The sequence below is a fragment of the Gellertiella hungarica genome (genome assembly GCF_014197145.1).
In the GTDB taxonomy this organism is placed as follows: Bacteria; Pseudomonadota; Alphaproteobacteria; order Rhizobiales; family Rhizobiaceae; genus Gellertiella; species Gellertiella hungarica.
In genome coordinates this window covers 34148-57507 of sequence record NZ_JACIEZ010000004.1, presented here as the reverse complement: position 1 = coordinate 57507, position 23360 = coordinate 34148, and the positions used below count along the sequence as shown (strand labels likewise).

Annotated in this window: 27 protein-coding genes; 14 read left to right on the top strand and 13 right to left on the bottom strand. The window is 61.6% G+C overall.

The window, feature by feature from the left end; genetic code table 11:
• Positions 1 to 33: 33 nt before the first annotated feature.
• Both copM and GGR23_RS11595 read left to right on the top strand, forming a co-directional pair.
• Positions 34 to 474, top strand: a complete 441-nt coding sequence (gene copM, locus GGR23_RS11600) for a CopM family metallochaperone (RefSeq protein WP_183366452.1) — start codon at positions 34 to 36, stop codon at positions 472 to 474.
• Positions 475 to 588: 114 nt separating this feature from the next.
• The gene (locus GGR23_RS11595; protein ID WP_246365317.1) at positions 589 to 921 is read left to right on the top strand and encodes a four-helix bundle copper-binding protein; all 333 of its coding nucleotides are present in this window, start codon (positions 589 to 591) and stop codon (positions 919 to 921) included.
• Here the strand turns inward: GGR23_RS11595 and GGR23_RS11590 are convergent, their stop codons facing one another.
• On the bottom strand, positions 922 to 1206 hold the full coding sequence (locus GGR23_RS11590) for a BolA family protein (protein WP_183366451.1): 285 nt from the start codon (positions 1204 to 1206) through the stop codon (positions 922 to 924).
• Positions 1207 to 1431: 225 nt separating this feature from the next.
• Here GGR23_RS11590 and GGR23_RS11585 point away from each other — a divergent pair, with 225 nt between their 5' ends.
• From GGR23_RS11585 to GGR23_RS11570, 4 genes are all read left to right on the top strand, one after another.
• Positions 1432 to 2049 carry a J domain-containing protein gene (locus tag GGR23_RS11585; RefSeq protein WP_183366450.1) on the top strand — a complete coding sequence of 206 codons (618 nt, stop codon included), beginning with the start codon at positions 1432 to 1434 and terminating at the stop codon, positions 2047 to 2049.
• An 81-nt stretch (positions 2050 to 2130) separates the two neighbouring features.
• Positions 2131 to 3120, top strand: a complete 990-nt coding sequence (cobS, locus tag GGR23_RS11580) for a cobaltochelatase subunit CobS (protein WP_183366449.1) — start codon at positions 2131 to 2133, stop codon at positions 3118 to 3120.
• Between the two features lie 18 nt (positions 3121 to 3138).
• The gene (gene cobT, locus GGR23_RS11575) at positions 3139 to 5034 is read left to right on the top strand and encodes a cobaltochelatase subunit CobT (protein ID WP_183366448.1); all 1896 of its coding nucleotides are present in this window, start codon (positions 3139 to 3141) and stop codon (positions 5032 to 5034) included.
• Positions 5035 to 5069: 35 nt separating this feature from the next.
• Positions 5070 to 6047, top strand: a complete 978-nt coding sequence (locus GGR23_RS11570) for an esterase-like activity of phytase family protein (protein ID WP_183366447.1) — start codon at positions 5070 to 5072, stop codon at positions 6045 to 6047.
• A gap of 37 nt (positions 6048 to 6084) precedes the next feature.
• On the opposite strand, the gene GGR23_RS11565 is transcribed toward GGR23_RS11570, so the two are convergent.
• Together GGR23_RS11565 and rpmB are read right to left on the bottom strand one after the other, a co-directional pair.
• The gene (locus GGR23_RS11565; RefSeq protein WP_183366446.1) at positions 6085 to 6720 is read right to left on the bottom strand and encodes a queuosine precursor transporter; all 636 of its coding nucleotides are present in this window, start codon (positions 6718 to 6720) and stop codon (positions 6085 to 6087) included.
• Positions 6721 to 6834: 114 nt separating this feature from the next.
• The gene (gene rpmB, locus GGR23_RS11560; RefSeq protein WP_183366445.1) at positions 6835 to 7125 is read right to left on the bottom strand and encodes a 50S ribosomal protein L28; all 291 of its coding nucleotides are present in this window, start codon (positions 7123 to 7125) and stop codon (positions 6835 to 6837) included.
• A 250-nt stretch (positions 7126 to 7375) separates the two neighbouring features.
• On the opposite strand from rpmB, the gene GGR23_RS11555 reads away from it, so the two are divergent.
• Together GGR23_RS11555 and GGR23_RS11550 are read left to right on the top strand one after the other, a co-directional pair.
• On the top strand, positions 7376 to 8152 hold the full coding sequence (locus GGR23_RS11555) for a DUF3108 domain-containing protein (RefSeq protein ID WP_246365311.1): 777 nt from the start codon (positions 7376 to 7378) through the stop codon (positions 8150 to 8152).
• Between the two features lie 4 nt (positions 8153 to 8156).
• A complete protein-coding gene (locus GGR23_RS11550; protein WP_183366444.1) occupies positions 8157 to 8801 on the top strand; it encodes a lysoplasmalogenase in 645 nt (214 codons plus the stop codon).
• Positions 8802 to 8819: 18 nt separating this feature from the next.
• On the opposite strand, the gene GGR23_RS11545 is transcribed toward GGR23_RS11550, so the two are convergent.
• Both GGR23_RS11545 and gloB read right to left on the bottom strand, forming a co-directional pair.
• Complete coding sequence (locus tag GGR23_RS11545; protein ID WP_183366443.1) at positions 8820 to 9260, bottom strand: cupin domain-containing protein; 441 nt, start codon at positions 9258 to 9260, stop codon at positions 8820 to 8822.
• Between the two features lie 10 nt (positions 9261 to 9270).
• A complete protein-coding gene (gene gloB, locus GGR23_RS11540) occupies positions 9271 to 10041 on the bottom strand; it encodes a hydroxyacylglutathione hydrolase (RefSeq protein ID WP_183366442.1) in 771 nt (256 codons plus the stop codon).
• An 86-nt stretch (positions 10042 to 10127) separates the two neighbouring features.
• Between gloB and GGR23_RS11535 the strand changes: the two genes are divergently transcribed.
• Together GGR23_RS11535 and GGR23_RS11530 are read left to right on the top strand one after the other, a co-directional pair.
• On the top strand, positions 10128 to 10940 hold the full coding sequence (locus GGR23_RS11535) for a class I SAM-dependent methyltransferase (protein ID WP_183366441.1): 813 nt from the start codon (positions 10128 to 10130) through the stop codon (positions 10938 to 10940).
• Positions 10941 to 10970: 30 nt separating this feature from the next.
• Positions 10971 to 11897, top strand: coding sequence for a prephenate/arogenate dehydrogenase family protein (locus GGR23_RS11530; protein ID WP_183366440.1), 927 nt, complete (start codon positions 10971 to 10973; stop codon positions 11895 to 11897).
• 4 nt (positions 11898 to 11901) lie between these two features.
• Here GGR23_RS11530 and GGR23_RS11525 read toward each other — a convergent pair whose 3' ends face one another.
• Positions 11902 to 12918, bottom strand: coding sequence for a DUF2125 domain-containing protein (locus GGR23_RS11525; protein WP_183366439.1), 1017 nt, complete (start codon positions 12916 to 12918; stop codon positions 11902 to 11904).
• Between the two features lie 255 nt (positions 12919 to 13173).
• On the opposite strand from GGR23_RS11525, the gene GGR23_RS11520 reads away from it, so the two are divergent.
• Positions 13174 to 13728: a gamma-glutamylcyclotransferase gene (locus GGR23_RS11520; RefSeq protein ID WP_183366438.1), complete on the top strand. Its 555-nt coding sequence runs from the start codon at positions 13174 to 13176 to the stop codon at positions 13726 to 13728.
• Here GGR23_RS11520 and GGR23_RS11515 read toward each other — a convergent pair.
• The 4 genes from GGR23_RS11515 to ftsE form a co-directional block, all read right to left on the bottom strand.
• On the bottom strand, positions 13704 to 14489 hold the full coding sequence (locus GGR23_RS11515) for a lysophospholipid acyltransferase family protein (RefSeq protein WP_183366437.1): 786 nt from the start codon (positions 14487 to 14489) through the stop codon (positions 13704 to 13706). The two genes, GGR23_RS11520 and GGR23_RS11515, sit on opposite strands and share 25 nt — an antisense overlap.
• 87 nt (positions 14490 to 14576) lie before the next feature.
• A complete protein-coding gene (locus GGR23_RS11510) occupies positions 14577 to 15344 on the bottom strand; it encodes a YdcF family protein (protein WP_246365309.1) in 768 nt (255 codons plus the stop codon).
• 82 nt (positions 15345 to 15426) lie between these two features.
• Entirely contained in the window at positions 15427 to 16437 is a 1011-nt protein-coding gene (locus GGR23_RS11505) for a cell division protein FtsX (protein WP_183366436.1), read from the bottom strand.
• Positions 16430 to 17089 (bottom strand): cell division ATP-binding protein FtsE, encoded by a 660-nt coding sequence (ftsE, locus tag GGR23_RS11500; RefSeq protein ID WP_183366435.1) that lies wholly within the window; start codon positions 17087 to 17089, stop codon positions 16430 to 16432. Before ftsE ends, GGR23_RS11505 begins: the two co-directional genes overlap by 8 nt.
• Before the next feature lie 225 nt (positions 17090 to 17314).
• Between ftsE and GGR23_RS11495 the strand changes: the two genes are divergently transcribed.
• The 3 genes from GGR23_RS11495 to GGR23_RS11485 all read left to right on the top strand — a co-directional run bounded on the left by GGR23_RS11495 (position 17315) and on the right by GGR23_RS11485 (position 19122).
• On the top strand, positions 17315 to 18013 hold the full coding sequence (locus GGR23_RS11495) for an FxLYD domain-containing protein (RefSeq protein WP_183366434.1): 699 nt from the start codon (positions 17315 to 17317) through the stop codon (positions 18011 to 18013).
• A 65-nt stretch (positions 18014 to 18078) separates the two neighbouring features.
• Positions 18079 to 18621 carry a hypoxanthine phosphoribosyltransferase gene (gene hpt / locus GGR23_RS11490; RefSeq protein WP_183366433.1) on the top strand — a complete coding sequence of 181 codons (543 nt, stop codon included), beginning with the start codon at positions 18079 to 18081 and terminating at the stop codon, positions 18619 to 18621.
• Between the two features lie 141 nt (positions 18622 to 18762).
• Entirely contained in the window at positions 18763 to 19122 is a 360-nt protein-coding gene (locus GGR23_RS11485; RefSeq protein WP_183366432.1) for a response regulator, read from the top strand.
• 11 nt (positions 19123 to 19133) lie between these two features.
• Here GGR23_RS11485 and GGR23_RS11480 read toward each other — a convergent pair whose 3' ends face one another.
• From GGR23_RS11480 to lptM, 3 genes are all read right to left on the bottom strand, one after another.
• The gene (locus tag GGR23_RS11480; RefSeq protein ID WP_183366431.1) at positions 19134 to 21665 is read right to left on the bottom strand and encodes a TIGR02302 family protein; all 2532 of its coding nucleotides are present in this window, start codon (positions 21663 to 21665) and stop codon (positions 19134 to 19136) included.
• A 98-nt stretch (positions 21666 to 21763) separates the two neighbouring features.
• The gene (lysA, locus tag GGR23_RS11475) at positions 21764 to 23032 is read right to left on the bottom strand and encodes a diaminopimelate decarboxylase (RefSeq protein ID WP_183366430.1); all 1269 of its coding nucleotides are present in this window, start codon (positions 23030 to 23032) and stop codon (positions 21764 to 21766) included.
• 23 nt (positions 23033 to 23055) lie between these two features.
• The gene (gene lptM, locus GGR23_RS11470; protein WP_183366429.1) at positions 23056 to 23250 is read right to left on the bottom strand and encodes an LPS translocon maturation chaperone LptM; all 195 of its coding nucleotides are present in this window, start codon (positions 23248 to 23250) and stop codon (positions 23056 to 23058) included.
• Positions 23251 to 23360: the final 110 nt, after the last annotated feature.

Below are 23360 nucleotides of genomic sequence, written 5' to 3'. Positions count from 1 at the left end.
TATCGTGTTTCGCCTCCAGCAAGGAGAAAAGACATGAACGGCATACTCGAGACCACCTGTGCTGCGGCTGTCCTGGGCCTGATGTTGATGGTCACCGTCGTCCCTGCCCGCGGTAAAGAGATCCCCTATCCCGAGAAATGCCGGGCCAATGCCATGGCGATGCCCGGGCAGATCAAGGGCGAGGCTGCAAAGGGGCCGGAGATGTCGTCGGAGATGACCGACTACCAGAAATCCTTCGGGCTCGGCATGCGCGAGATGAACACCAACATGATGGCCGGCATGATGCAGAATGACGCCGATGTGGCGTTCGTCTGCGGCATGATCGCCCACCACATCGGCGCGATCTCCATGGCTGAAACCGAGCTGGCACATGGTGACAACGAGGCTGCCAAATCCATGGCGCAGAAGATCATCGATGCGCAGAAGGCCGAGATCGAGTCCATGAAGGCATGGCTGGAGAAGGGCGAGAAATAATTCCCTTCCGACGCCTGGCCTTCCGGCTGGGCTTTCCGGTGTGCCTGCGGCTCTCTCCGAACTCTCTTCCCGCCGGCCGCCGGAAAGCCCGCAATTCATTCAAGGAGCATAGTGATGAAGGTTTATGAAGAGCCGATGCAGGCCTGCATCGACGCCTGTATGGCCTGTTACCGCGAATGCCATTCCGCACAGATGCAACATTGCCTGACCGTAGGCGGCGCCCATATCGAGCCGGCCCACTTTCGTCTGATGGCCGCGTGCGCCGAGATGTGTCGCGCCAGTGCCCACATCATGATGACAGGGTCTGCGCTGCATATCCATTCCTGCCGGGCCTGCGCAGAGATCTGCGAAGCCTGCGCCGAAGATTGCGCACGGCTAGATGGGATGGAGGCCTGCGTGCGCGCATGTATGACCTGTGCAGAGCGCTGCAGGGAAATGGCCGTTTGATCACCAGCGTATGGCTTCACCCGGCGCTGCCGGCTCGATCGCAAGCGCGTGCAGGCCCCGCTCCAGTTCGGGCCTGACCAGATCCGTTACCGTTCGATGGCGGGCGAGGCGAGGCATCCCGGCAAAGACGGCTGACACGATCCTGATGCGCAGATGGCTTTCACCCGTGCCGTCGAACCCCGGCTGATGCCCTGCATGCATGTGGCTCTCGTTGATCACTTCGAGCCGCTCCGGCTTCAGCGCCTCGACAAGGCGGGCATGGATGGTTTCTGTGAGGCTGGTCATCCTGTCGGTCCTCCGGGATGGGAGAGGAGGGGGCTGCCGCGGGCGGCGCAGCCAAATAGTTTCACAAAGCCCGCAACATTCCGGTTTGTCAATTCTTGTTGTGAGGGTTTTCGAGCCCCATAATAGGGCAGTCGCGCGTCGCCTTCGCCGGCGTCGCCTCCGCACAGTATTTCCCCCAGAGGGCGCATTCCCATCCTTGACCGATCGGACGGTGCGCTAGGCCGCATGAAGCTTGATTCCAAATATTTCGACCGCATCCGGACGCGGCGCAAGCGGGCCGAGACCATCGAGGCCTCGGCACCGATGTGCCAGTGGGATGGTTGCACCGAGAAGGGTGCACATAGGGCGCCCGTCGGTCGAAACGCCGAAGGGTCGTTCTTCCTTTTCTGCTTCGAGCACGTGAAGGAATACAACAAGGGCTACAATTATTTCTCCGGTCTCTCGGACAGCGAAATCGCCCGATATCAGAAGGAGGCCATTACCGGCCACCGTCCGACCTGGACGGTGGGTGTAAATGGTGCAGCCCGCAGCTCGCCGCTCCATGCGAACATCCATTCTGCGCAGGCAAATGGCCGCCTGAAGGATCCATTCGGTTTTGTCCGCCAGACGCGTGCCGGGGGCGGGCCGGCTCCGCGCGAGCGTAAACTCAAGACGCTGGAAGCAAAGGCGTTCGATACCTTGGGGCTTGCCGCAAATGCGACGCCCAAGGACATCAAGTCGCGCTACAAGGAGCTTGTAAAAAAGCATCACCCGGACGCAAATGGCGGGGACAGGGGCTCGGAAGAGCGCTTTCGGGCAGTTATACAGGCGTATCAATTGTTAAAGCAGGAAGGTTTCTGCTAGACGCTTTCTGGAACACCTGCAAAAACGTGACAGCAAGAGGGAAGACGGACGGACAGGTGGCCTGTTCGCCTTGGAGAGACGATGAGCAAAGTTGACCTTGAATATTCCAACCTGCCCGACACGACGATCTCGGTGCGCGAGGTTTTCGGGATCGATACCGACATCCGCGTGCCCGCCTACAGCGTCGGCAGCGCCTATGTGCCTGATCTGGATCCCGATTACCTCTTCGACCGCGACACGACGCTGGCGATCCTCGCGGGCTTTGCCCATAACCGCCGCGTGATGGTTTCCGGTTTCCACGGCACCGGCAAGTCGACGCATATCGAGCAGGTGGCCGCCCGCCTCAACTGGCCCTGCGTGCGCGTCAACCTCGACAGCCATGTCAGCCGTATCGATCTGGTCGGCAAGGATGCGATCGTCGTCAAGGACGGCATGCAGGTCACCGAATTCAAGGACGGCATTCTGCCCTGGGCCTACCAACATAATGTCGCGCTCGTCTTCGACGAATACGATGCCGGGCGTCCGGACGTGATGTTCGTGATCCAGCGCGTCCTGGAAAGCTCGGGCCGGCTCACCCTTCTCGACCAGAGCCGCGTGATCCGCCCGCATCCGGCCTTCCGGCTTTTTGCGACCGCCAACACGGTTGGCCTCGGCGATACGACTGGTCTTTATCATGGCACGCAGCAGATCAACCAGGCGCAGATGGACCGCTGGTCTCTCGTCACGACGCTGAACTACCTGCCGCACGAGAAGGAAGTCGATATCGTCTGCGCCAAGGTCAAGGGCTTTGCTGCCTCGGCAGGCCGCGACACCGTTTCCAAAATGGTTCGCGTCGCCGACCTCACCCGCGCCGCCTTCATGAACGGGGACCTCTCCACGGTCATGAGCCCGCGTACGGTGATCAGCTGGGCCGAGAATGCCGAGATTTTTGGCGATACGGCTTTCGCTTTCCGCGTGACCTTCCTGAACAAGTGCGACGAGCTGGAGCGGACCCTTGTGGCCGAGCAGTATCAGCGCGCCTTCGGCGTCGAGCTGAAGGAAAGTGCAGCCAACATCGTATTGGGATCCTAAGGCTTCAGGGCAGGACATATGGCAGGCCGCGGCGACAACATCAGAGCGAAATCCGGAACGGTCGTGGACATGGAGCCGGTGCGCCGGGCCATCTCCGGCTGCGTCAGATCCGTCGCCGGCCGAACGCCGGTAGAAGTGACCTTCGCCAATGACAGGCCGGGGATGACCGGGAATTCCATCCGGCTCCCCGAACTGTCGCGGAAACCCTCTGCTGCCGAGCTTGCCGTCACGCGCGGCCTCGGCGACAGCATGGCCCTTCGCATCGCCTGTCATGACCATAAGATCCACAACTCGCTCGCGCCTCAGGGCGCGGACGCTCGTGCCGTGTATGATGCGGTGGAGCAGGCGCGGGTAGAATCGATCGGCGCACTTCGCATGGCGGGCATGGCGGAAAACCTTGCAGCCATGAACGCGGAAAAATACGCCCGGGCCAATTTTTCCGGGATCCAGCGCCAGCAGGATGCGCCCATCCAGGAAGCGCTGGCGATGCTGGTCCGGGAAAAGCTGACCGGTGCAAGGGCGCCGGAAAGCGCCGGCAAGGTGCTCGATCTCTGGCGGCCCTACATCGAACAGAAGGCCGGTGGCCAGCTGGACAACCTCGCTTCGACGCTGAACGATCAGCAGGCCTTTGCCCGTGTGGTGCGCAGCATCCTCTCCTCCATGAACATGGCTGACGATCTCGCTGACGAGCAGGACGAGGCGGAAGAGAACCAGCCCGAGGCTGACGAAGACCAGCCGCGCAGCCAGGAAGAGAACCAGGAAAGCGCCGAGGAGGAGGCCGGAAGCGAGCAGGCGCCCGCCGAAGACTCCCAGTCTGCCGAGGAGCAACTCGACGAAGGCGAGATGGACGGCGCGGAGATATCCGAAGACGAGCTTTCGGATGACGATCAGGACGATTCGGAGACACCTGGCGAGACACGCCGCCCCGCCAGCCCCTTCGACGATTTCAACGAGAAGGTCGACTACAAGATCTTCACGCAGGATTTCGACGAGGAAATCACGGCCGAAGAGCTGTGCGACGAGGCGGAACTGGAGCGCCTCCGTGCCTTCCTCGACAAGCAGCTCTCCCATTTGCAGGGGGCCGTCGGTCGGTTGGCCAACCGCCTCCAGCGTCGTCTGATGGCGAAGCAGAACCGGTCCTGGGACTTCGACCTTGAGGAAGGCTATCTCGACACCGCCCGCCTGCCGCGTCTCGTCATCGATCCCATGCAGCCGCTCTCCTTCAAGATGGAGCGGGACACCAAGTTCCGAGACACCGTGGTGACGCTGCTGATCGACAATTCCGGCTCCATGCGCGGGCGACCGATCACGGTTGCCGCCACATGTGCCGATATTCTGGCGCGCACGCTCGAACGCTGCGGCGTGAAGGTGGAGCTCCTCGGCTTTACGACGAAAGCCTGGAAGGGCGGACAGTCGCGCGAGAAGTGGCTGGGCTCGGGCAAGCCGCCGGCACCCGGTCGACTGAACGACCTCCGGCACATCATCTACAAGTCCGCAGACGCACCGTGGCGCCGGGCACGCCGCAACCTCGGGCTCATGATGCGGGAAGGCCTGCTCAAGGAGAACATCGATGGCGAGGCCCTGATGTGGGCGCATAACCGCCTGATGCAGCGGCGGGAACAGCGCCGGATCCTGATGATGATTTCCGATGGTGCACCGGTGGATGATTCCACGCTTTCGGTGAATCCGGGCAATTATCTCGAGCGCCATCTGCGTGCTGTCATCGAACAGATCGAAACGCGCTCTCCCGTTGAGCTGCTGGCAATCGGGATCGGTCACGACGTGACGCGCTATTATCGCCGGGCCGTAACCATCGTGGATGCGGACGAACTGGCGGGTGCCATGACCGAGCAGCTTGCGTCCCTCTTCGAAGAGAACACGGGGCGCGGCGCCAAGCGGAGAAATCCTGCGTGATGCCATGGTCGGGCCGTTCTCTGCCGATGTGGGGAATGGCCTTGCTGCTTTGTCTTGCAGGCCAGGGGCATCTGGCTGCGCAAGCAGACATGGTCCCGACCCCCGTGACGGCGAGCCCGATAAGCCAGTTCAGGTTGGGAAGCGACGAAACCCGGTTCGGGAAGCTTGAGTTTCTCGGCGGCCTGGTTCTCGGATCGTCGGATGCCTTGTTCGGGAGCGTGTCGTCCATCCGGTTTCTGGACGATGGAACGCAATTCGTTTCGGTGCTGGATACGGGCCACTGGTTGCGCGGACGTGTCCAGCGCGACCCGGACGGGCGCCTTGCCGGCCTGACGGATGTCCGCATCACCTCGATGACCGACGCCCTCGGTCGGCTGGAAGCCCAGAAATATTTCATGGATAGCGAGGGAGTGGCGGTGCGAGGCGCGGAGATACTGGTCTCCTACGAGCGCAAGCATCGCGTCGATGTCTATCCCGCGGGCGATTTCGAGCGTGCGCGTCCGGTCGGCACGGTTCCCATTCTGATACCGGAAGGGCTGCTTCGTGCCAACGGTGGGCTTGAAACGGTCGTGACTGCCCCAAAGGCTTCTCCCTTGCAGGGAGCGGCCGTGATCGTTGCCGAACGCAGCGTGGACGAGAGCGGAAACCTCCTGGCAGCCATTCTCGATGGCCCCCGCAAAGGGCGTTTCTCCGTCGCAGCAAGGGATGCATTTGCCGTGTCCGACGGTACCTTCCTGCCGTCAGGAGATCTTCTCCTGCTTGAGCGCCGCTTCAACCTGGCAACGGGCGTTGCCATGCGCATCCGGCGGATAAGGGCAGGAGATCTCGTGCCGGGAGCCGTCGTCGAGGGTGACGTCCTCATCGAAGCCACCATGGCAGATCAGATCGACAACATGGAAGGGATTGATGCCCTTCCGATGCCGGACGGGTCGCTTCATCTCATCCTGGTCTCGGACGACAACCACTCCGTCTTCCAACGCACCCTGATGCTCGAATTCAGGCTCGATGAATGAAAGCCCGCTTTGGCGGGCCTTCATCTCGAGTGCCGCGTCAGCGGGCGTCGAGCGCCGGCATAGGGCGGATGATGTTCATCAGCGCACCGTAGGGGAGGAGCATCACGAGGCCCACCGTGATCTTCGCTGCGAAATCGCCGATTGCCCAGGAGATCCAGCGGGGCGCTTCGGCAGCGAACACCCCAAGGACGGGAGCCTGCTCGATGGCGAAGGGATCGTTCGGGCCGAAGACGACGAAAAGGGGCGCAAAGGCAAAGGAGAAGAACATCACCGTATCGAGCGCTGAACCGGCCAGGGAGCCTGCCAGAGGCGCTTGCCACCAGGCTTGCCTGCGCAGGCGGTTGAAGACCGTGATGTCGAGAAGCTGGCCGATCAGGAAGGCAGAGCCGGACGCGATCGCAATGCGGTGCGGTGCGGTGACGAGCGACAGGGCAACCCCGGCGACAAATCCCACGAAGACCACCCGACGGGCGACCGAGGGTCCAAACTGACGATTCGTCAGGTCGGTGACCAGAAATGCTACCGGATACGTGAAGGCTCCCCAGGTGAGGATATCTCCCAGCGCGATGCCGGCGACGGTTCCATTCAGGGGAAACTGAACGAGGAAATTGGATGCGACGACGACGAGCGTCATCATCAGGGCATAAAGGAGGACGAAGCGGTTCGCTTGCATTTTTTTATCCTGGGTGATGCCACCAGTTGGAGGAACAGGCCGGACAGACAAAAGGCTTGACCGGTTTTCCGGACAAGCCTCTCGAAAGCCGTATGAGCTTGATGCGTCAGCCTATCAGGCGGCTTCGGCAGTCTTCTTGACGATCTGGCGGCGCAGCAGCCGGGCGCGCATGCTCAGCTCGGATTCGTCGGCCTTCAGCAGGAAGGCGTCGAGGCCGCCGCGGTGTTCGACAGAGCGCAGGGCTGCAGCCGATACGCGCAGGCGATAACGCTGGCCGAGAGCGTCGGAGATCAGCGTGACGTTGCAGAGGTTCGGCAGGAACCGGCGCTTGGTCTTGTTGTTCGCATGGCTGACATTGTTGCCAGTCTGAACACCCTTGCCAGTCAATTCGCAGCAGCGGGACATGGTACACCTATTTTTCTTGGCCATGGATCTCAACCCGACAAAACGGGCGCGCAATCCAACAGGCAGGATTGGAAAGTTGCGGTTCTATAGTCACGCCCTGCGCGCCAGTCAAGCCAAACCTGTGCCCAAGGCAGCAGAATCCTTGAAAAAGCCGATGTTTTCTTGTCTAGCCGGGTCGGGTTATAACAAACGGTACGGTTCGACGGAGCTGAACCGCCAGACATCCGCACGAATGGAAAAGAGGGGCGCCATGAGCAAGAGTTTTTGGATCACGACCGCGACAGCGCTATCTTTTCTGGGCCTTACACCATCTGCTTCCCCTGCCGCATCCCTGACGCAGCAGACCGAATACCGGATCGCGATCGGCGGTCTCCCTGTGGCACGGGCGGTTTTCAGCACCCGCATCGACAAGACGCGCTATTCCATCTCCGGACGGGTGAACACGTCGGGTCTCGCGGACCTGATTGCCGACATCCGCGCGGAAACATCTGTCTCGGGCACCTATGCCGGCGGCGCGCTGAAAGCGCGAAACTATGATCTTACCTATTCCAGCGGCAAGAAGACGAGGGTCTATCGCGTCAACTTCAACGGGGGGCGGGTCGTGAGCAATTCGATCAGCCCGGAACCTGTCCGGCCGGAAGGCTGGGTTCCGGTCACAGCCCGCCATCTCCGCTCGGTTCTCGATCCCTTGTCCGGGCTGGTTTTCCCCGAAGGCAAGAAGGTTTGCCCGCGGTCTCTGCCGATCTTCGATGGCGAGACCCGCATGGACCTGGTTCTTGCCGCCAAGGGTACCAAACCTTTCAAGTTCGACGGCTATGCCGGCGAAGCAATGGTCTGCAGCGTCCGCTTCGTTCCCAAGGGCGGTTACAAGCAGGGACGCAAGGATATCGAATACCTCAAGCGGTCCTCCGAAATGGAGATCTGGTTTGCGAGCGCGGGCAAGGTGCGGTTGATGGCTCCTGTCTTCGTCAGAATTCCCACACAGATCGGGATGCTGACGATCTCCGCCCGCAAGATAAGCAACTAGGAAAATGCTGTCCGATCCGCTTGCCGCAGGGCTTCTTCTGGCCTCTCTCGGGCTTGCAGCTCTTTACGGTATCATCGGCCGTCGGGGCCCCTGGCAGGTGAGGCTTCCCGTAAAGGCGGGCTCGGTCCTCCTCCTTGCAGCGCTCTCGGCTCTCAATGAAACGGGTTCGCTGGTCGTTGCCGCTCTCGCCTTCTCTGCCCTTGGCGATGCGGCACTGGTCTTTCGCACCAGAGGCCCCTTTCTGGCTGGGCTGGCGGCATTCCTCGTCGCCCATCTGCTCTATGGCTGGGAGTTGTGGAGCGGATGGGATCGTGCGCTGCCGCAGGTCTGGCAGTGGGGCGCAGGTCTGACGGTTCTGCTGGTCGTTCTGGGGATGCTGGCGGCAGTCTGGAATGGCGCCCGGGGCATGCGCGTGCCTGCCGTGGCCTACGGCATTGCCATTCTGTCGATGGCGCTTGCGGCAATCCTCTCGGGAAACGGGGGCATCCTCGTGGGAGCGGTGCTATTTGTGGCGTCGGATGCGGTCCTGTCGCTTGAGACCTTTCGCATCCCGGAGGATTCGTATCTGCGACGCTACACGGCTCCGATCATCTGGTGGACCTATTACGGAGCCCAGCTCCTGCTGTCACTTGCCTTTGCACGGGCATAGGATACGCCCAGTCCGTGCTCAGGGCAGATCCTTGCTGTCCTCGCCGGGTGCCCAGGCCGGAGGCGCCATTTCAAAGGCATCGAAGCTGAAGCCGGGAGAAACGGTGCAGCCGACCAGCGTAAAGGCACCCAGCGATTCCGCCGACTGCCATACATTGGCAGGAATGACGGCCTGAGGCCGTTCACCCTTCAGAATGTCCGGTCCGAGGATGACGGTTTCCAGCGGGCCGCCATCTGCTGCCGAGCGCAGGATCAGCGGAGCGCCGGCATAGTAATGCCAGACCTCTGCCGCGTCCCTGACCCGGTGCCAGTGAGATCTCTCCCCCGCTTCCAGCAGGTAATAGATGGCGGTCGAGTGACCTCGTTCCCCGCCATCCGCATCCCGAAAGGTCTGCCGATACCATCCCCCTTCGGGATGCGGCTCGAGGTCCAGAATGGCGATAATGTCTTTGGATTGCATCCCTGGCCCCTCAGAAATTGTCTTTTCGCCGGCGTATCTCGGCGAAGACTTCCTCGTTTGTCGCCTCCGGCATTTCCAGAAGCGCCCGGATCTGTGGATCGCCGGCGCGCAGGAACGGGTTTGTTTCCTTTTCCAGCCCGATGGTGGTGGGGCAGGTGAAACGCCCTTCCGCGCGGGCGGCATCGATTTCCGCGGCGCGATCACGCAGCCTCCGGTTCTCCGGATCGATTGTCAGGGCAAAGCGGGCATTGCTCTGGGTATATTCGTGGCCGAAGTAGACAACGGTTTCATCGGGCAGAGCGGCCAGCTTCTGCAGCGAGGCCCACATATCCGCCGCAGGACGCTCGAAGAGCCGCCCGCATCCGAGGGCAAAGAGCGTATCGGCGGCAAAAAGCAGTTTGGCATCCGGCAGATGGTAGCAGACGTGACCGGCCGTGTGGCCGGGTGTCTCGATGACGCGAACGGTATTGTTGCCGAAGAGAAACGAGCTGCCATCCGCCACGGTGCGGTCGATGCCCGGTATCTTCCGGGCTTCGGACGCCGGCCCGATGATGGCGAGCCCATATCGTTCCTTCAGCGCCAGATTGGCCTCGACGTGGTCCTGGTGGTGATGGGTGGTGAATAGATGAGTCAGTTTCCAGCCGCGGCGCTCCGCCGCAGCCACGATGGCCATTTCTTCCGGCGCATCGATACTGGCCGTCATGAGAGTTTCCGGATCGTGCAGGAGCACGCCGAAATTGTCGCTGCGACAGGGAAAGCATTCGATCTGAAGCGCTTCCATAAAGGGGACTCCGCCAATTCGATTCCAAGGCTGAATGTAGGGATTGCAGCCTTGAAGTCCACCCGCTCGCTGATAACATTGAAGGAATGCACGCCGACATCGTCGACCTTCGCCAATTCTACCATTCCGAACTCGGCCGTATGGCCGAGCATTCGATCGCTGCCGCATTGGCAGGTCTCTGGCCCACGCTTCCGGACGAGCGTCTGGTAGGCTTTGGCTTCGCCGTTCCGTTCCTCGATCGCTTTCGCGAGGGTACGGAGCGAACCTTCGCTTTCATGCCGGCAGGACAGGGCGCCGTAAACTGGCCGACGGGGGAGCTTTCGGCAACAGCCCTTGTCTTCGAGGAGGAACTGCCCCTGCCAGACTCCTCTGTCGACCGCATACTGATGGTCCACGCGCTCGAATATGCCGAAAATCCTCGGGAGACGCTGAAGGAGATGTGGCGCGTTCTGGCGCCCGGCGGGCGCCTCGTCATCGTCGTGCCGAACCGGCGGGGCGTTTGGGCCCAGCTGGACTACACACCATTCGGCAGTGGCCGGCCCTATTCCCGCGGGCAGCTGACACGCCTTCTCCGCGAGACCAACTTCACCCCCGGGGCGAGTGCCGATGCGCTTCATTTCCCGCCAACGCGCCTTTCGGGGCTGCTGCGCCTGCGCAAGGGGTTCGAGAAATGTGGACGCCTGCTGTGGCCGGCTTTCTCTGGCGTCATCATTGTCGAGGCACAGAAGCGGCTTTACCAGGGTCTGCCCGTGGCTGCGAGAAACTCGCGGCGCGTATTCATGCCGGTCATCGCGCCGCAGGGAGTGCCCAGCACGAGACAGAGAAGCGGTTCCGTCGATCCAGGCGCTCCGCCCTCGACAAAAGGGGGAAAGGGCTTTATGCCCGAGCCGCTTTCCTGATCTTAATTGCCTGTTCCGGCGGGAGTTTCCATGGGCAGTCTGGCATTCGAGCGCATCACCCTGATCGGCATCGGCCTGATCGGCTCGTCCATCGCGCGCGAAATTCGCGAGCAGGGTATGGCGGGACATGTCACCATCTCCACGCGCAGCCCCGAGACGCTGAAACGCGCCGAGGAGCTTGGGCTCGGCGATTCCTACACGCTGTCGGCTGCCGAGGCGGTGAAGGGCGCGGATCTCGTGATCGTTTCCGTGCCGGTCGGTGCATCCGGGGCCGTGGCAGAGGAAATCGCGCCGCATCTGAAGCCGGGCGCGCTGGTGACCGATGTAGGGTCCACCAAGGCCTCGGTCATCGCCCAGATGATGCCGCACATGCCTCCCCACGTACATTTCATTCCAGGCCACCCGATCGCGGGTACGGAAAAGTCCGGCCCGGATGCCGGCTTCGTCGGACTTTTCAAGGGCCGCTGGTGCATCCTTACGCCCATCGAAGGGACGGACAGGGACGCCCTGGCACTGCTGCGCGCCTTCTGGGAGGCCATGGGCTCCATGGTCGACGAGATGGACCCCCAGCACCACGACAAGGTTCTGGCCATCGTATCTCACCTGCCGCACATCATCGCCTATAACATCGTCGGTACGGCGGATGATCTTGAGACCGTGACCGAGTCGGAAGTGATCAAGTACTCCGCTTCCGGTTTCCGCGATTTCACGCGTCTCGCAGCCTCGGACCCGACCATGTGGCGCGACGTCTGTCTGCACAACAAGGACGCCATACTGGAAATGCTTGCCCGCTTCTCCGAGGACCTGGCCTACCTGCAGAGGGCAATCCGCTGGGGCGAGGGCGACAAGCTGTTCGAGCTTTTCACGCGAACCCGTGCAATCCGCCGCTCCATCGTCCAGGCTGGTCAGGACGTGGACGCGCCCGATTTCGGCCGCCACGCCCTCGATCCGAAATAGGGCGTCACAGCGGCGGCAGAACAATGCCCGTCGGAATGAAGCCGAGCAGGACCTGGCCCTTGTCCAGGACCAGATTGACGCGCACCGTTCCTTTTGAGTCGGCCATGGCCTTCAAAGCGCCCATGGCGGTGCGGATGTTGTCCGCGGCATCCGGCAGCGCAGCCGTCAGCAAGGGTTCCCACTTCTCGAACTGCTCGGCCTCAAGGGAGAGCTTGCCCGATATCAAACCCTCCTCATCGATAGACAGGGGGCCGGAGACAGTCGTCACCCTGCCTTCGCCAAAATCCGCGACAGCCCGCCTTATTTCGCCCGTTGCCGGGCGCAGGAGCCCGGGCCCCTTTATGCGGCCGTCGAGGAGACCTGCCTTCCCGCCCAGCGTGGCATCGACACTGGCGTCAAAAACGGGCAGGGCAACGGGAGCGCCAGTCCCCGGGAGCTTCAGGGCGATCTTCCGGGCCAGAAAGGCCGCATCCAGATCCTCGTTGTTTTGACGAACATGGGATTCGGCATGTTCTGCCTTCATGTCGAGCGCGCTTGCCTCGTCGGCACTGCCTGACGGGAAGCGAAGGGCAAACCCCTCTGCCGCGACGGAGGAGCGCTCGAGCCCTCCCAATTTCAGCTGGAGACTGGACTGTAGCGAAGACCAGTTCATGCTGAGTTTCTCGCCTGTAGCGAGCGTTGCATCCAGCGGACCGTCCATTTCCCATACCACATGGAAGGGTTGATAAACCTGGGCCGCTGTTCGGAGCGCAGCTGCATCCGCGCTGCCGCCGTGATTGAGATCGGCAATACCCGGATTGGTGCAGAAGATCTCGAACCGGAAGGGAAAACCCTTCACCTCCATGTTGCCGCACTCGATGGTAAGACCGGCTGCCTGCCGTTCCACCATGAATTGCTGCAGACGAGAGCGGATTTCGTGCGCGCCATAATACCACGCGCCGCTATAAAGGGCCGTGAAACCGACCACTGCGACCGCAAGATTTCTGATCCGCCTGGACGCCGTCGTTCCGGTTCCCGTCATTGAATTCTCCCGTCTCGTTTTGCCGTGCGGCCTGCGCCGTTCCGCAATGACCTTTTTCGTCCTGTGCTGCGAAAAGCCTTACGCACTTTTGCCAGATATGTACTAGAGCATGGCGCAGGCATCGAAGCGACACGCAATCACCAGGCATTGGCGAATCGTGCGGCGAATCCCCGTTTCGGGTGGTTTGTCCGTCATCCGTGGCAAAAATGCGTGTCGGCGGCAAATTGGACTGCGGGTACCGAGGGTGGACGGCGGATGGATGGGATCACGGATTTCTGGGTGTTCGGTTATGGGTCACTGATGTGGAACCCGGGCTTCGAATACGTGGAAAGCGCGCATGCGCGAATCCATGGCTACCGGCGATCACTCTGCGTCCGTTCCTGGGTTCATCGCGGGACGCAGGAGCGACCTGGTCTGGTTCTCGGTCTCGACCGGGGAGGCTCATGCCTCGGCATGGCCTTCCGGACGCTTCCCGAACACGAAGACGCGGTGGTCGATTATCTGCGCAGGCGGGAGCTGGTCACGCATGTCTATCTGGAGCGGCGCCTTCCGATCCGCCTCACCGATGGACGACAGGTGATGGCCCTGACCTATGTCATCGACCGGACGCACGTTCAGTATGCGGGGGGCCTGGACGCGGAGCATGCGGCGCAGGTGGTCGCAACCGCAAGCGGTCAGTCGGGACCCAACGACGCCTATGTCTTCAACACGCTGCAGCATCTCCAAGAGATGGGCATCAGGGACCACTGGCTGGAAGAGGTGGGGAACCGCGTTCGGCGCCTTTCTCAGAGCTCTGCGCCGAGCTCCTGAAGCCGGTTCTCTGCCGTAGGCGGCAGGGGGACCTGCGGATTGTTCCTGACGGTTTCGATGAGTAGCTGGTCGCTTGCAGCCTCCATGCGATCGATGAGCGTCTGGTGGAACAGGTCCGGATCGAGGCCGGGCTGGATGGGCGGGAGGATCTGCACCTTGAAATGGCCGGGATAGCGCATGAACTTGCGGCGGGGCCAGAACAATCCCGGATGCATGACGACAGGTACGACCGGAACCTTGAGGTCACGATAGATACGGGCAATGCCGTATTTGTAATCCGGCGCTGCGCCCGGCGCTCTGCGGGTCCCTTCCGGATAAATGATGAGTTGTCTGCCGGCTTCCATTTCCTCGGTCGCGCGCCGCATCACGTCGAGCATGACCCTGCCCTTCGCCCCGCGATTCACCGGTATCATCTTCTGCTTCATCACATACCAGCCAAACAGCGGGATCCAGGTCAGTTCCCGCTTGAGGATGTAAACCGGATCGTCGAGCCACGGCAGGAGCCCGAACACATCCCAGAAGGACTGATGCTTGGGGGCGAAGATGTAGCCCCCCTTGGGTATGTTTTCCGCGCCTTCCACCTCGAATGTCGTCCCCGCAATCAGCCCCATGAGCCAATTGTTGGAGCGCGCCCAGAACTTGGGGATTCCGTAGGCGACCTTCCGCGGCAGGAGGAAATAGAAAGGCGTGAAGATGATCATCTGCACGATGAGATTGACGTAGAATATAGCGTTGAAAAGAATCGAGCGTAGGACAGTCATGGAGCGCAATTTCCCGCTAAGGCTTTTGCGTGGTGCTACACGATTATCCGGGGGATAAAAAGATTGCGGTCACCGCATTCCGCTTTTTCAGCCCTGTTTCGTCGGCTCTCTGCGCGCGACGTCATCCCTCGCTCCGGCAATCCCGGTCATGCCCCGGATGCCGGTCGCAAGAATCTTCAGGTATTCGCTCAGCATGACGCGCAGTGTCTGCGGGTCTGCAAACCAGTTCCGCGTCTTGAGATTGGAGTTGACGACGGGGTAGGGGATGAAGTCTGTTTCCGGATCCGCGCGCCGCAGCTCTATCAGGCTTCGCGGCATGTGGTAGTTGTTGGTGACAACCAGAACGCGGCGATACCCATGAGCCCGGATCCAGTCGACGGCTTCCGCCGCATTCCCGATCGTGTCCTTTGCCTCGTAACCGATATCGACGCAGCAGCGGAAAATGCTGTTCGGGCTTTGAGTCATGCGCCGGATCTGGCCCGGCGTCGTGGCCCGGTGAACCCCCGAAATCAGCAGCCGTTCCCCGGCTCCGCGGGAGAGCAGATCGAGCGCCTGGTTGAGTCGCTGCGATCCGCCCGTCAGCACCACAATGGCGTCAGCCTTGATTTCGGTCGGTGTGGCCAGCGAGGTTACGAGATCGGCGAAGTAGAGGAACCCTGCGAAGAAGATTGCTCCCGATATGACGCTTGCAAGACCGGCCCAGCGGAGAAAACGGCGCACAGGGCTGCGATGAGGCCGCGGCGTCGCCGGGCGCGCGTCATCGCCCGCCGCACGCCCATCGGGCGCAGCGCCGATACCGGCATCAGCCTCGTCGCGCTTCTTCTCAGTCATCCGTGCAGTCAGAATCACGTTCATTCTGTCGCCCTCCGGAGTAGCCCGGCCTCAGACGATCATTTCTGGTTCTATCGCAGGCTCCGGGCGCTTTCATGGCAACCCGTCAATCAGGCAAGATATCGGTTCTGGCTGGATCGGAGCGTATCTGATCGATCTCGTGGATGGTGCGCATCACGGTGAGTCGCGCCGTAATGGTCGTCAGCAGGGCGATGATCAGCATGGTGGCAAAGATGCCCAGATAGCCGCCATAGCCGACCGAGAATGTGCCAAAGAGGGCGGCTGCCTGATCGCTCTGGGGAGTGGCAAGGGAGCGGCTTTGCCAGAAGCCCAGCCCGGCGAAAAGTCCCGCAGCAAGGAGGCTGCCCGCGGCAGAGCCCTTCAGGCTGATCTTCAGGAAGTGCTTCTGGAACTCTCTTCCGACGAAGGAGGCCTCTGCCCCCACGAAGTGCAGGACTTCCACAATATGGCGGTTTCCTGCAAGTGCGCCCCGTGTCGCAAAGATGACCGTGAGAATCATCGCACTGAAGACCAGGGTCATGATCGACAGGCCGATCAGAACGGTCGTGTGGGCCATGGAAACCAGGCGGTCCACCCAGGTCCGGTGGTCGTCGAGCGAAGCCTGCGGAATCTCGTCCTTCAGCATGGCTCGCATGGCCTCGAAATCGGGCGGGTTCTGCTCATCGATGGTGATCACGACCAGCCGCGGTACCGGCAATTCGTCGAGGTTCAGGTTCGGTCCAAGCCAAGGTTCCAGAAGGCGGGATGTTGCCGCGTCGTCCATGATCTGTCCGTCACGCGTGCCGACAAAGCTCAGGGCTATGTCCCGTGCCTTCGTCAGAGCAGCGTTCATGTCCAGCTTGTCGTCCGGCTTGATCTGGATCGTGATTTCGCGGGAGATCTGGCTTTGCCAGCTGGCCGCCGTGGCCCGCACCATGCTGACACCGCCGAGCGTGAGGCAGGCCAGGAAGGCCATGATCGCGATCACGACTGCGAGCGCGTTGCTCTGGATGTTGGTGGGGGGGACGATGGGGCCCATCGGCCGCACGCGCATTTCCGGCCGCCGGGGGGGCGTTCCGCCTTCTGCCGAACGGGGGTTTCTGGGAGGCTCACTCATAGATGTCGAGGTGCCCCCCGGTCAGGATCATCCGTCGCGCCTCAACCTGGTCCATCAGGCCCAGGTCATGCGTGGCGATCACGACAGCCGTGCCAAGCCGGTTCAGCTCGAGAAAAAGATTGAGAAGCCGTCTCGCCATCGGCGGATCGACGTTCCCCGTCGGCTCGTCGGCGAGCAAGACCTCGGGCCGGTCGATCAACGCCCGTGCGATGGCAGCGCGCTGCTTTTCCCCGCCGGACAGGACGGGAGGCAGGACGTTGATCCGGTCGCCGAGCCCAACCCATTTGAGGAGTTCGAGCACGTCGGTCTTGTAGGTAATCTCGTCCTTGCCGCGGACACGCAACGGCAGGGCCACGTTCTCGTAGGTGGTGAGGTGATCCAGCAGGCGGAAGTCCTGAAACACGATGCCGATCCGCCGCCGCAGCATCGGCAATTCCCCCGGGGGGATCGTGTTCACGTCCCGGCCGAAGGTGCGAATCAATCCGCGGGTCGGCTTCAGCGACATGAAAAGAAGGCGGAGCAAGGTCGTCTTTCCCGCGCCCGAGGGACCGGTGAGAAACTGGAAGGATCGCTTCGGGATGTCGAAGGTCAGGTCCCTCAGGATTTCCGGGCCCATGCCATATCGCAGACCGACATTTTCAAAGTGAATCAAGGGCGTGCCCAGTCTCTAGATGTGCGGACGAAACGGATTTCCGGATCATTCATTTCTTAACAAGATGCGTTAATAAATCATGAAAGGCACCGAAGAATGGCGCGCCTGCGCCTCCATTTGCGATGCGTTAACCATTAATCTTTACGACTGGGCGGGATTCGTTTCAATGCCCGGCAAGCCGGCTGAGGGGCGAAGAGCAGTCACCCGACGACAGAGGCCCTGCCGATGAGCTCCTACCGCCCCCGTTCTCGCGCCGCCCAGACCTATGACCTTCTGCCGCCGGAACGCACGCGGCCATCCGCTTCGCTCAACCGCTTTTCCCATGGCGGCGAGATCGAGGATGCCGATTTCACGGTCATCGCAGAGCCCAGGACGATCCGGCCCAGATCTGCTGCGTCCCATGCGGCGGCTTCGCCCGGCAACGACAACGGAAGAAAGACCGGGCCTTCGATCCCTCGCCATGCGGTGCACCCTTTTCAGATTGCCGAGCCGGAGAGGAGCTTCGATCTGGCGGCCGGGGAAAAATGGCTCCGGCGCTTGTCGGACAACATGTTCTCCGCGCTTGTGGCTCTGGTTTTCCTGATCGTCTTTGCACTGGCGGGAGGGGTTTCTGCGATAGCGATGGCATCGGGAAGCGGCACCGCCCCTGTCGTGGCGGATGTAACCCATGTCACGGCGCTTTCGAAAACGGTGAACGGGCTGCCGGTTCTTGTGGTCTCGGGCGTCATCGAGAACCACGGCGAGGCTACGTTGAATGCGCCGAGGCTGCGGGCCGACATCTATTCCGGCGGACAGCTCGTATCGTCCACCCTGTTTCGCACCCGCATCGGCGCGATCCACCAGGGCGAGAGCCGCGGCTTTCAGGCAAAATTGCCGCAAGCCGGTGGAAAAGCGCCCGAGGTTAAGGTTTCGCTCGCACAATAGACTGTCTCCCGGTGGTATCATTTGATATCGCGGGGTCTGTCGAGATCCCCGCTGAGGAGAAAACCATGCCCGTCGTCCGTGGAAAGAACATCGAACCCCTTTTCACCGCCGAGCAGATTGCCGAGCGCAACAATCAGATGGCCGAACAGATCGCCTCCGGTCCGGTCAAGGACCTGCTCGTCATCGCCATCCTCAAGGGCTCCTTCATCTTTGCTGCCGATCTGATACGCGCGCTGCACCATACCGGGCTTGCTCCGGAAGTGGAGTTCATCACGCTCTCCAGCTACGGGGCGGGGACCGAATCGAAGGGCGTGCGCATCGTCAAGGATATCGATAGCGACGTCAGCGGCCGGGACGTGCTGCTGATCGACGACATCCTGGAATCCGGCCGCACCCTGCTTTTCGCAAAGGAACTGCTGTATTCCCGCGGGGCCCGCAATGTCACCATCGCCGTTCTTCTGGACAAGAGCGTGAAGCGCAAGGAAGAGCTCGAGGCGGACTATGTAGGTTTCGAATGCCCCGACTACTTCGTGGTCGGCTACGGAATGGACGTGGCCTATGCGTTTAGGGAGCTGCCTTTCGTGGGCGTCGTCACAGGCGACGCCTGAGGCCAAGGCAGAGTGGGAAAAATGGCTTCAATTTGAAGAGTCTTGTTAACCATCCATTTGGTTAACCAAGGCCGTTTACGCCCCGAAAAGAAAAAAGCGGTCATGAAGGTTTTATCGAACACCAGCATGGAGTGACCGCAAATGGCCCGGATCCTGATCACGGAAGATGAAGATTCGCTTCGCCGTTTCGTGGCGCGCGCCTTGCGCATGGATGGTCACGAAACCCATGAGGCTGCCGACGGCGCCGAAGGTCTCGAGATGCTCCAGGAAGGGGGCTTCGACCTCTTGCTGTCGGATATCCGCATGCCGGTGATGGACGGGATTGAGCTGGCCCACCGCGCGGCGGACGCATTCCCCGGGATGAAGATCCTGCTGATGACGGGATATGCCGAACAACGGGAGCGCGCCGACGATCTCATGGAGAAAATCGTCGATGTCGTGCCGAAGCCCTTTGCACTGCCGGATATCCGCAAAGCGGTGGCCCTGGCGCTCGCGGCCTGAAGGGCCGCTACTCAGTCGAGATTGAGCAGCCGTTCCAGGTATTGGCGGCCCGTGGGTGACATGCCGCCCTCTCCCAGCTTGCGGCGAATCGCATCCAGGATGTCACGAGCCCGCTGGACATCGGTGGTGTCCGGCAGCTTGTCGCCGCCATAATCTCCCATGCCGTCACGACCGGTCGACCGCCCCAGCGGGTCCTGACCTCCGGCCTGTCCCTGCCCGGATTGCCCCATGCCCTGACCCTCGCCCTGGCCCTGGCCAGCCATGGATTGCATCATTTCCTTCGCGCCCTTACGCAGCGCCTCGAGTGCACGCCCCTGACCTTCGAAAGCCGGTTGGCCTTCACCGCGTCCCAATGCCTTTCCAGCGCCTTCCATCTCCTTCCCGGCATCGCCAAGGCCCTTGTTGGGCTTCATGCCAAGGCCTTTAAGGCCCTCTCCCAGCTCCTTCAGCTGCTGCTCAAGTTGCTGCTGCCTTTCCTGAAGCGCCTGCATGTCCTGCTGCTGCTTCCTTGTCATCGCGCCCGGGTCTGTCGCCTGCTCTTCGCTGCCGGGATCAAGAGGTTCGTCTTCACCCGGCATGCCGGGATCGGTCTGCCATTGCTGCTGCTGAAGTTCCTGGTTGAGCTTGTAGGTGTCCTCCATCAGCTTCTGCTGATCCCTGAGGATCTTTCCAAGCTTGTCGACCTGCTCGCGCGCCCTGCTTTCTGCCTCCGAAGGCTGGCGCTGGCCGTTGCCGGCCTGCAGGTTGTTCATCAGCCTCTGCATTTCGGAAAGAAGCTGTTGCGCGGCGTCCTTGTTTCCTGATCGTGCCATGTTCTCCAGCTGGTTGAGCATCTTCTCCAGATCCTGCTGGCGGATCACGTTGCGCGCATCGCCCTTGGGAGACGCCCCCTGCGGCTGTTGCTCCATTCTCTTGGCCAGGGCCTGCATGTAGTCCTTCATGGCCTTGCGGAGATTGTCCATCAGGGCCTGGATCTCGCTGTCCGGCGCGTTCCGCTTCAGCGCGTCGGCCAGTGCCTTCTGGGCGTCCCGCACCGCGCGCTCGGCCATCGGCAGATCCCCGCCGTCGATGCCAAGAGCAATTTCCCAGAGATAATCGGCAGCATCCTTCAAGGATGCTTCGTCGCGCGCCAGCGCCATGCGCCCTCGAGCCGATTTCAGCAAGAGGAAATGGGATAGATTGGAAATGGTCTCGTCGGCGCGAAGTGCCGCTGCATCATTGTATTCGATGGCACGCTGTATCTGTCTCGTGTCGAGAGAGAAAATCTGCCGCTGTTCGGCAATTGCCGCCGCAAGCGGATCGGAGAAGCCGCGCGCGGGCATTACCATGTCGATGGGATCGGAGCGTCCCGTCTGCCCCGCGGCATCTTCTGCAAGCAGGGTTACGCGAACCCGCTGTCCTGCAAGGGGATGTTCCGTGAGGTTTCGGCTGCCAATGCCCTTGATGTCTCCCGCCTTCCGGGCGGGAAGGTCGAGAGGGAATTCCGGGAGCGGAAAGAGCGGACGTGCTTGCGGTGGTTGCTCCAGGGGCACGATATCGACCCGCGCACGTTCTATGCCATAGTCATCGTGAGCCTTGAACCGGATTTCCAGCGCCCCTGTCACCGTCCGTCTCGGTTTGCCGTCGAAGGCAATGCGGGGCGGTTCGTCAGGGATGAGGCGGATGGAGAACGCCTGTCCGAACGCCTCCAGTTCTCCGTCGGTTTCAAGCTTCAGCTTGAACACACTGCCCTCGGCGGGCGATCCCTTGGGGCCGGACGCGGGCTTCTCCGGGCTCAGCGGGACCGTTCGTTCGCTTCCCGCCGGCCTGTACGTGACCGCGCCATCGGTGGCTTCGCCGCTGGCGCGTACGCTGAGTTGCGAAAAGCGCGGGACCGGAACCGGACCTTTGTCAGCGGCCAGGGTCATGGCCGGCTTGTTCGTATAGGATGGGGGGGTGACCCACACATCCACGCGCAACCCTGCCTCGTTCACTTCGGGCGCCCTGAAGACGAATGCATCGGCAACCCGCCCCGACTGACCGGAGAGGGAGTAGGCTGCGGCAATTGCGAAGACCAGTGCAGGAACAGCGCGCAAACCATGGCTGTCGAACCGGCTGATGTCGGGGCGAGGAAGTCCGCTCTCCAGGGGACCTATCTTCTCCGCCATCCGGGCCCGGTGGCGCTCCCACAGCGCTCGTGCGAACGGGGTATCGGAAACGGGTCGGTCTTGTTGAACCCGGATAGCCTGATGCGGGAGCCGGTTCACGGCCTCCAGCCGCCCGTCCACCTCGGCAAGATCCGGCCAGCGCAGCCGGACCAGCGGGAGAAGGCTGGCAAGGAAGGAGAAAACCAGCAGGATTGCCACAGCCAGTCTTGGCCAGTCAGGCAAGCTTCTGAAAAAACCGAACCAGGCCGCAGACAGAAAAAGCGACAGCACGCAGAGCGGAGCGATGAGATGGGGCAGGGATCTTTCGGCAAGCAGGGCAAGCCGTGCACGCAGGCGCGCCATCGCAATCCTGCGGGATACGGCCTTTTCCAGCTGCGGGTCCCTGCCTTCCGTCATGCCCTGTCCCTTGCTTTCCTCACCGGATCAGATTCGACCCGGAGTCTTGAAGGAAGATAGCACTCTTTGTGGCAGCCAGGAGGAATTGGCAAAAGTTTTTACGCGAGCCAGTCCGGAACCGAATCGAGGCCGATGATGTCTTCGTAGGAGGGGCGATTGCGAATGACGTGGAAGCGGTCATCGCTGACAAGCACTTCCGGTATCAGCCGGCGGGTGTTGTATGTGCCGGACTGAACCGCGCCGTACGCGCCGGCGGAACCGACCGCCAGCAGATCGCCGGTCTTCGGCATCGCCATTTCCCGGTCGAGCGCCAGATAGTCGCCGGTCTCGCAGACGGGGCCAACGATATCTGCCTTGATCCGCGGCGCGTTTGCCGCGGTGACGATCACGGGGCGGACCTCATGATAGGCTTCGTAGAGCGTGGGGCGGATGAGGTCGTTCATGGCCGCGTCGACGATGACGAACGTCTTTTCGCCGCCGTCCTTCACATAGATGACCTCTGTCACCAGAATGCCCGCGTTGCCGACGATCAGGCGGCCCGGTTCCGTGACGATCTTGCAGCCAAGATCCTTCAGCTGGTTCTTCACGGTGGTGGCATAGGCGTCGGGCAGCGGCGGCGGATTGTTGTCTTCACGGTATGGAATACCCAGGCCGCCCCCGATATCCACATGCTCGATGGTGTGTCCGTCGGATCGCAGCACGTCGACCAGTTCCCGCAGAAGACGGAACGCGTCGTCGAAGGGCTGCAGCTCGGTTATCTGGCTTCCGATATGCATGTCGATACCGGTGACCTGGATGCCCGGGAGCGTTGCAGCATGGGAATAGACCGCACGCGCCCGTTCCCACGAAATGCCGAACTTGTTTTCCTTCTTGCCGGTCGAGATCTTCGCGTGGGTGCGCGCATCGACATCCGGATTGATGCGGAAGGAAACCGGTGCCTTCTTCCCGAGCAGCATGGCACGACGGTTGAGAACCTCGAGTTCAGGCTCGGATTCCACGTTGAAGCAATAGATCCCGGCAACAAGTGCAAGGTCCATTTCGGCAACAGTCTTGCCCACGCCGGAGAACATGATCTTCTCGGCCGGGAAGCCGGCGGCAAGGGCGCGGCGCAACTCACCTTCGGAGACCACATCGACGCCCGCGCCCAGCCGGGCCAGCGTCTTCAGCACGGCCTGGTTGGAGTTCGCCTTCATCGCATAGCAGGTGAGGGCGTCTACATCGCCGAAGGCAGAGGTAAAGACCTTGTAATGCCGTTCCAGCGTGGCCGTCGAGTAGCAGTAGAAGGGCGTACCGACCTGATCGGCGATATCGGTGACCGGAACGTCTTCCGCATAGAGTACGCCGTCGCGATAGTCGAAGTGGTTCACGGAGCAGTCACCTGGTTTGGCGATTAGAGGAGCGGATCGAGAACGAAGGGCTTGTCAGGCTGGGCGGGCTGCGTTGCCCCCTGTTTTCCGTACTTCGTGTCAGCTTGTGCGGCAACGCTCGGCGGATCCAGATCGCCCTTGCGGCCGCAAGACGATAGCGCGAGCGATGCCGCAAGGAGTGCAAGAAGCGGAGCGAGCTTCACGGTCTTTTTCAGCATCGGGATCCTCGTGCAGACGATGGGAACAGTCGCAACCGCCGTCTCCCGGCAGTCTTCAGGCTGGTGTTTCTAATGGAAATCGGGCCCGGGAGCAAAGTGTATTACATGGG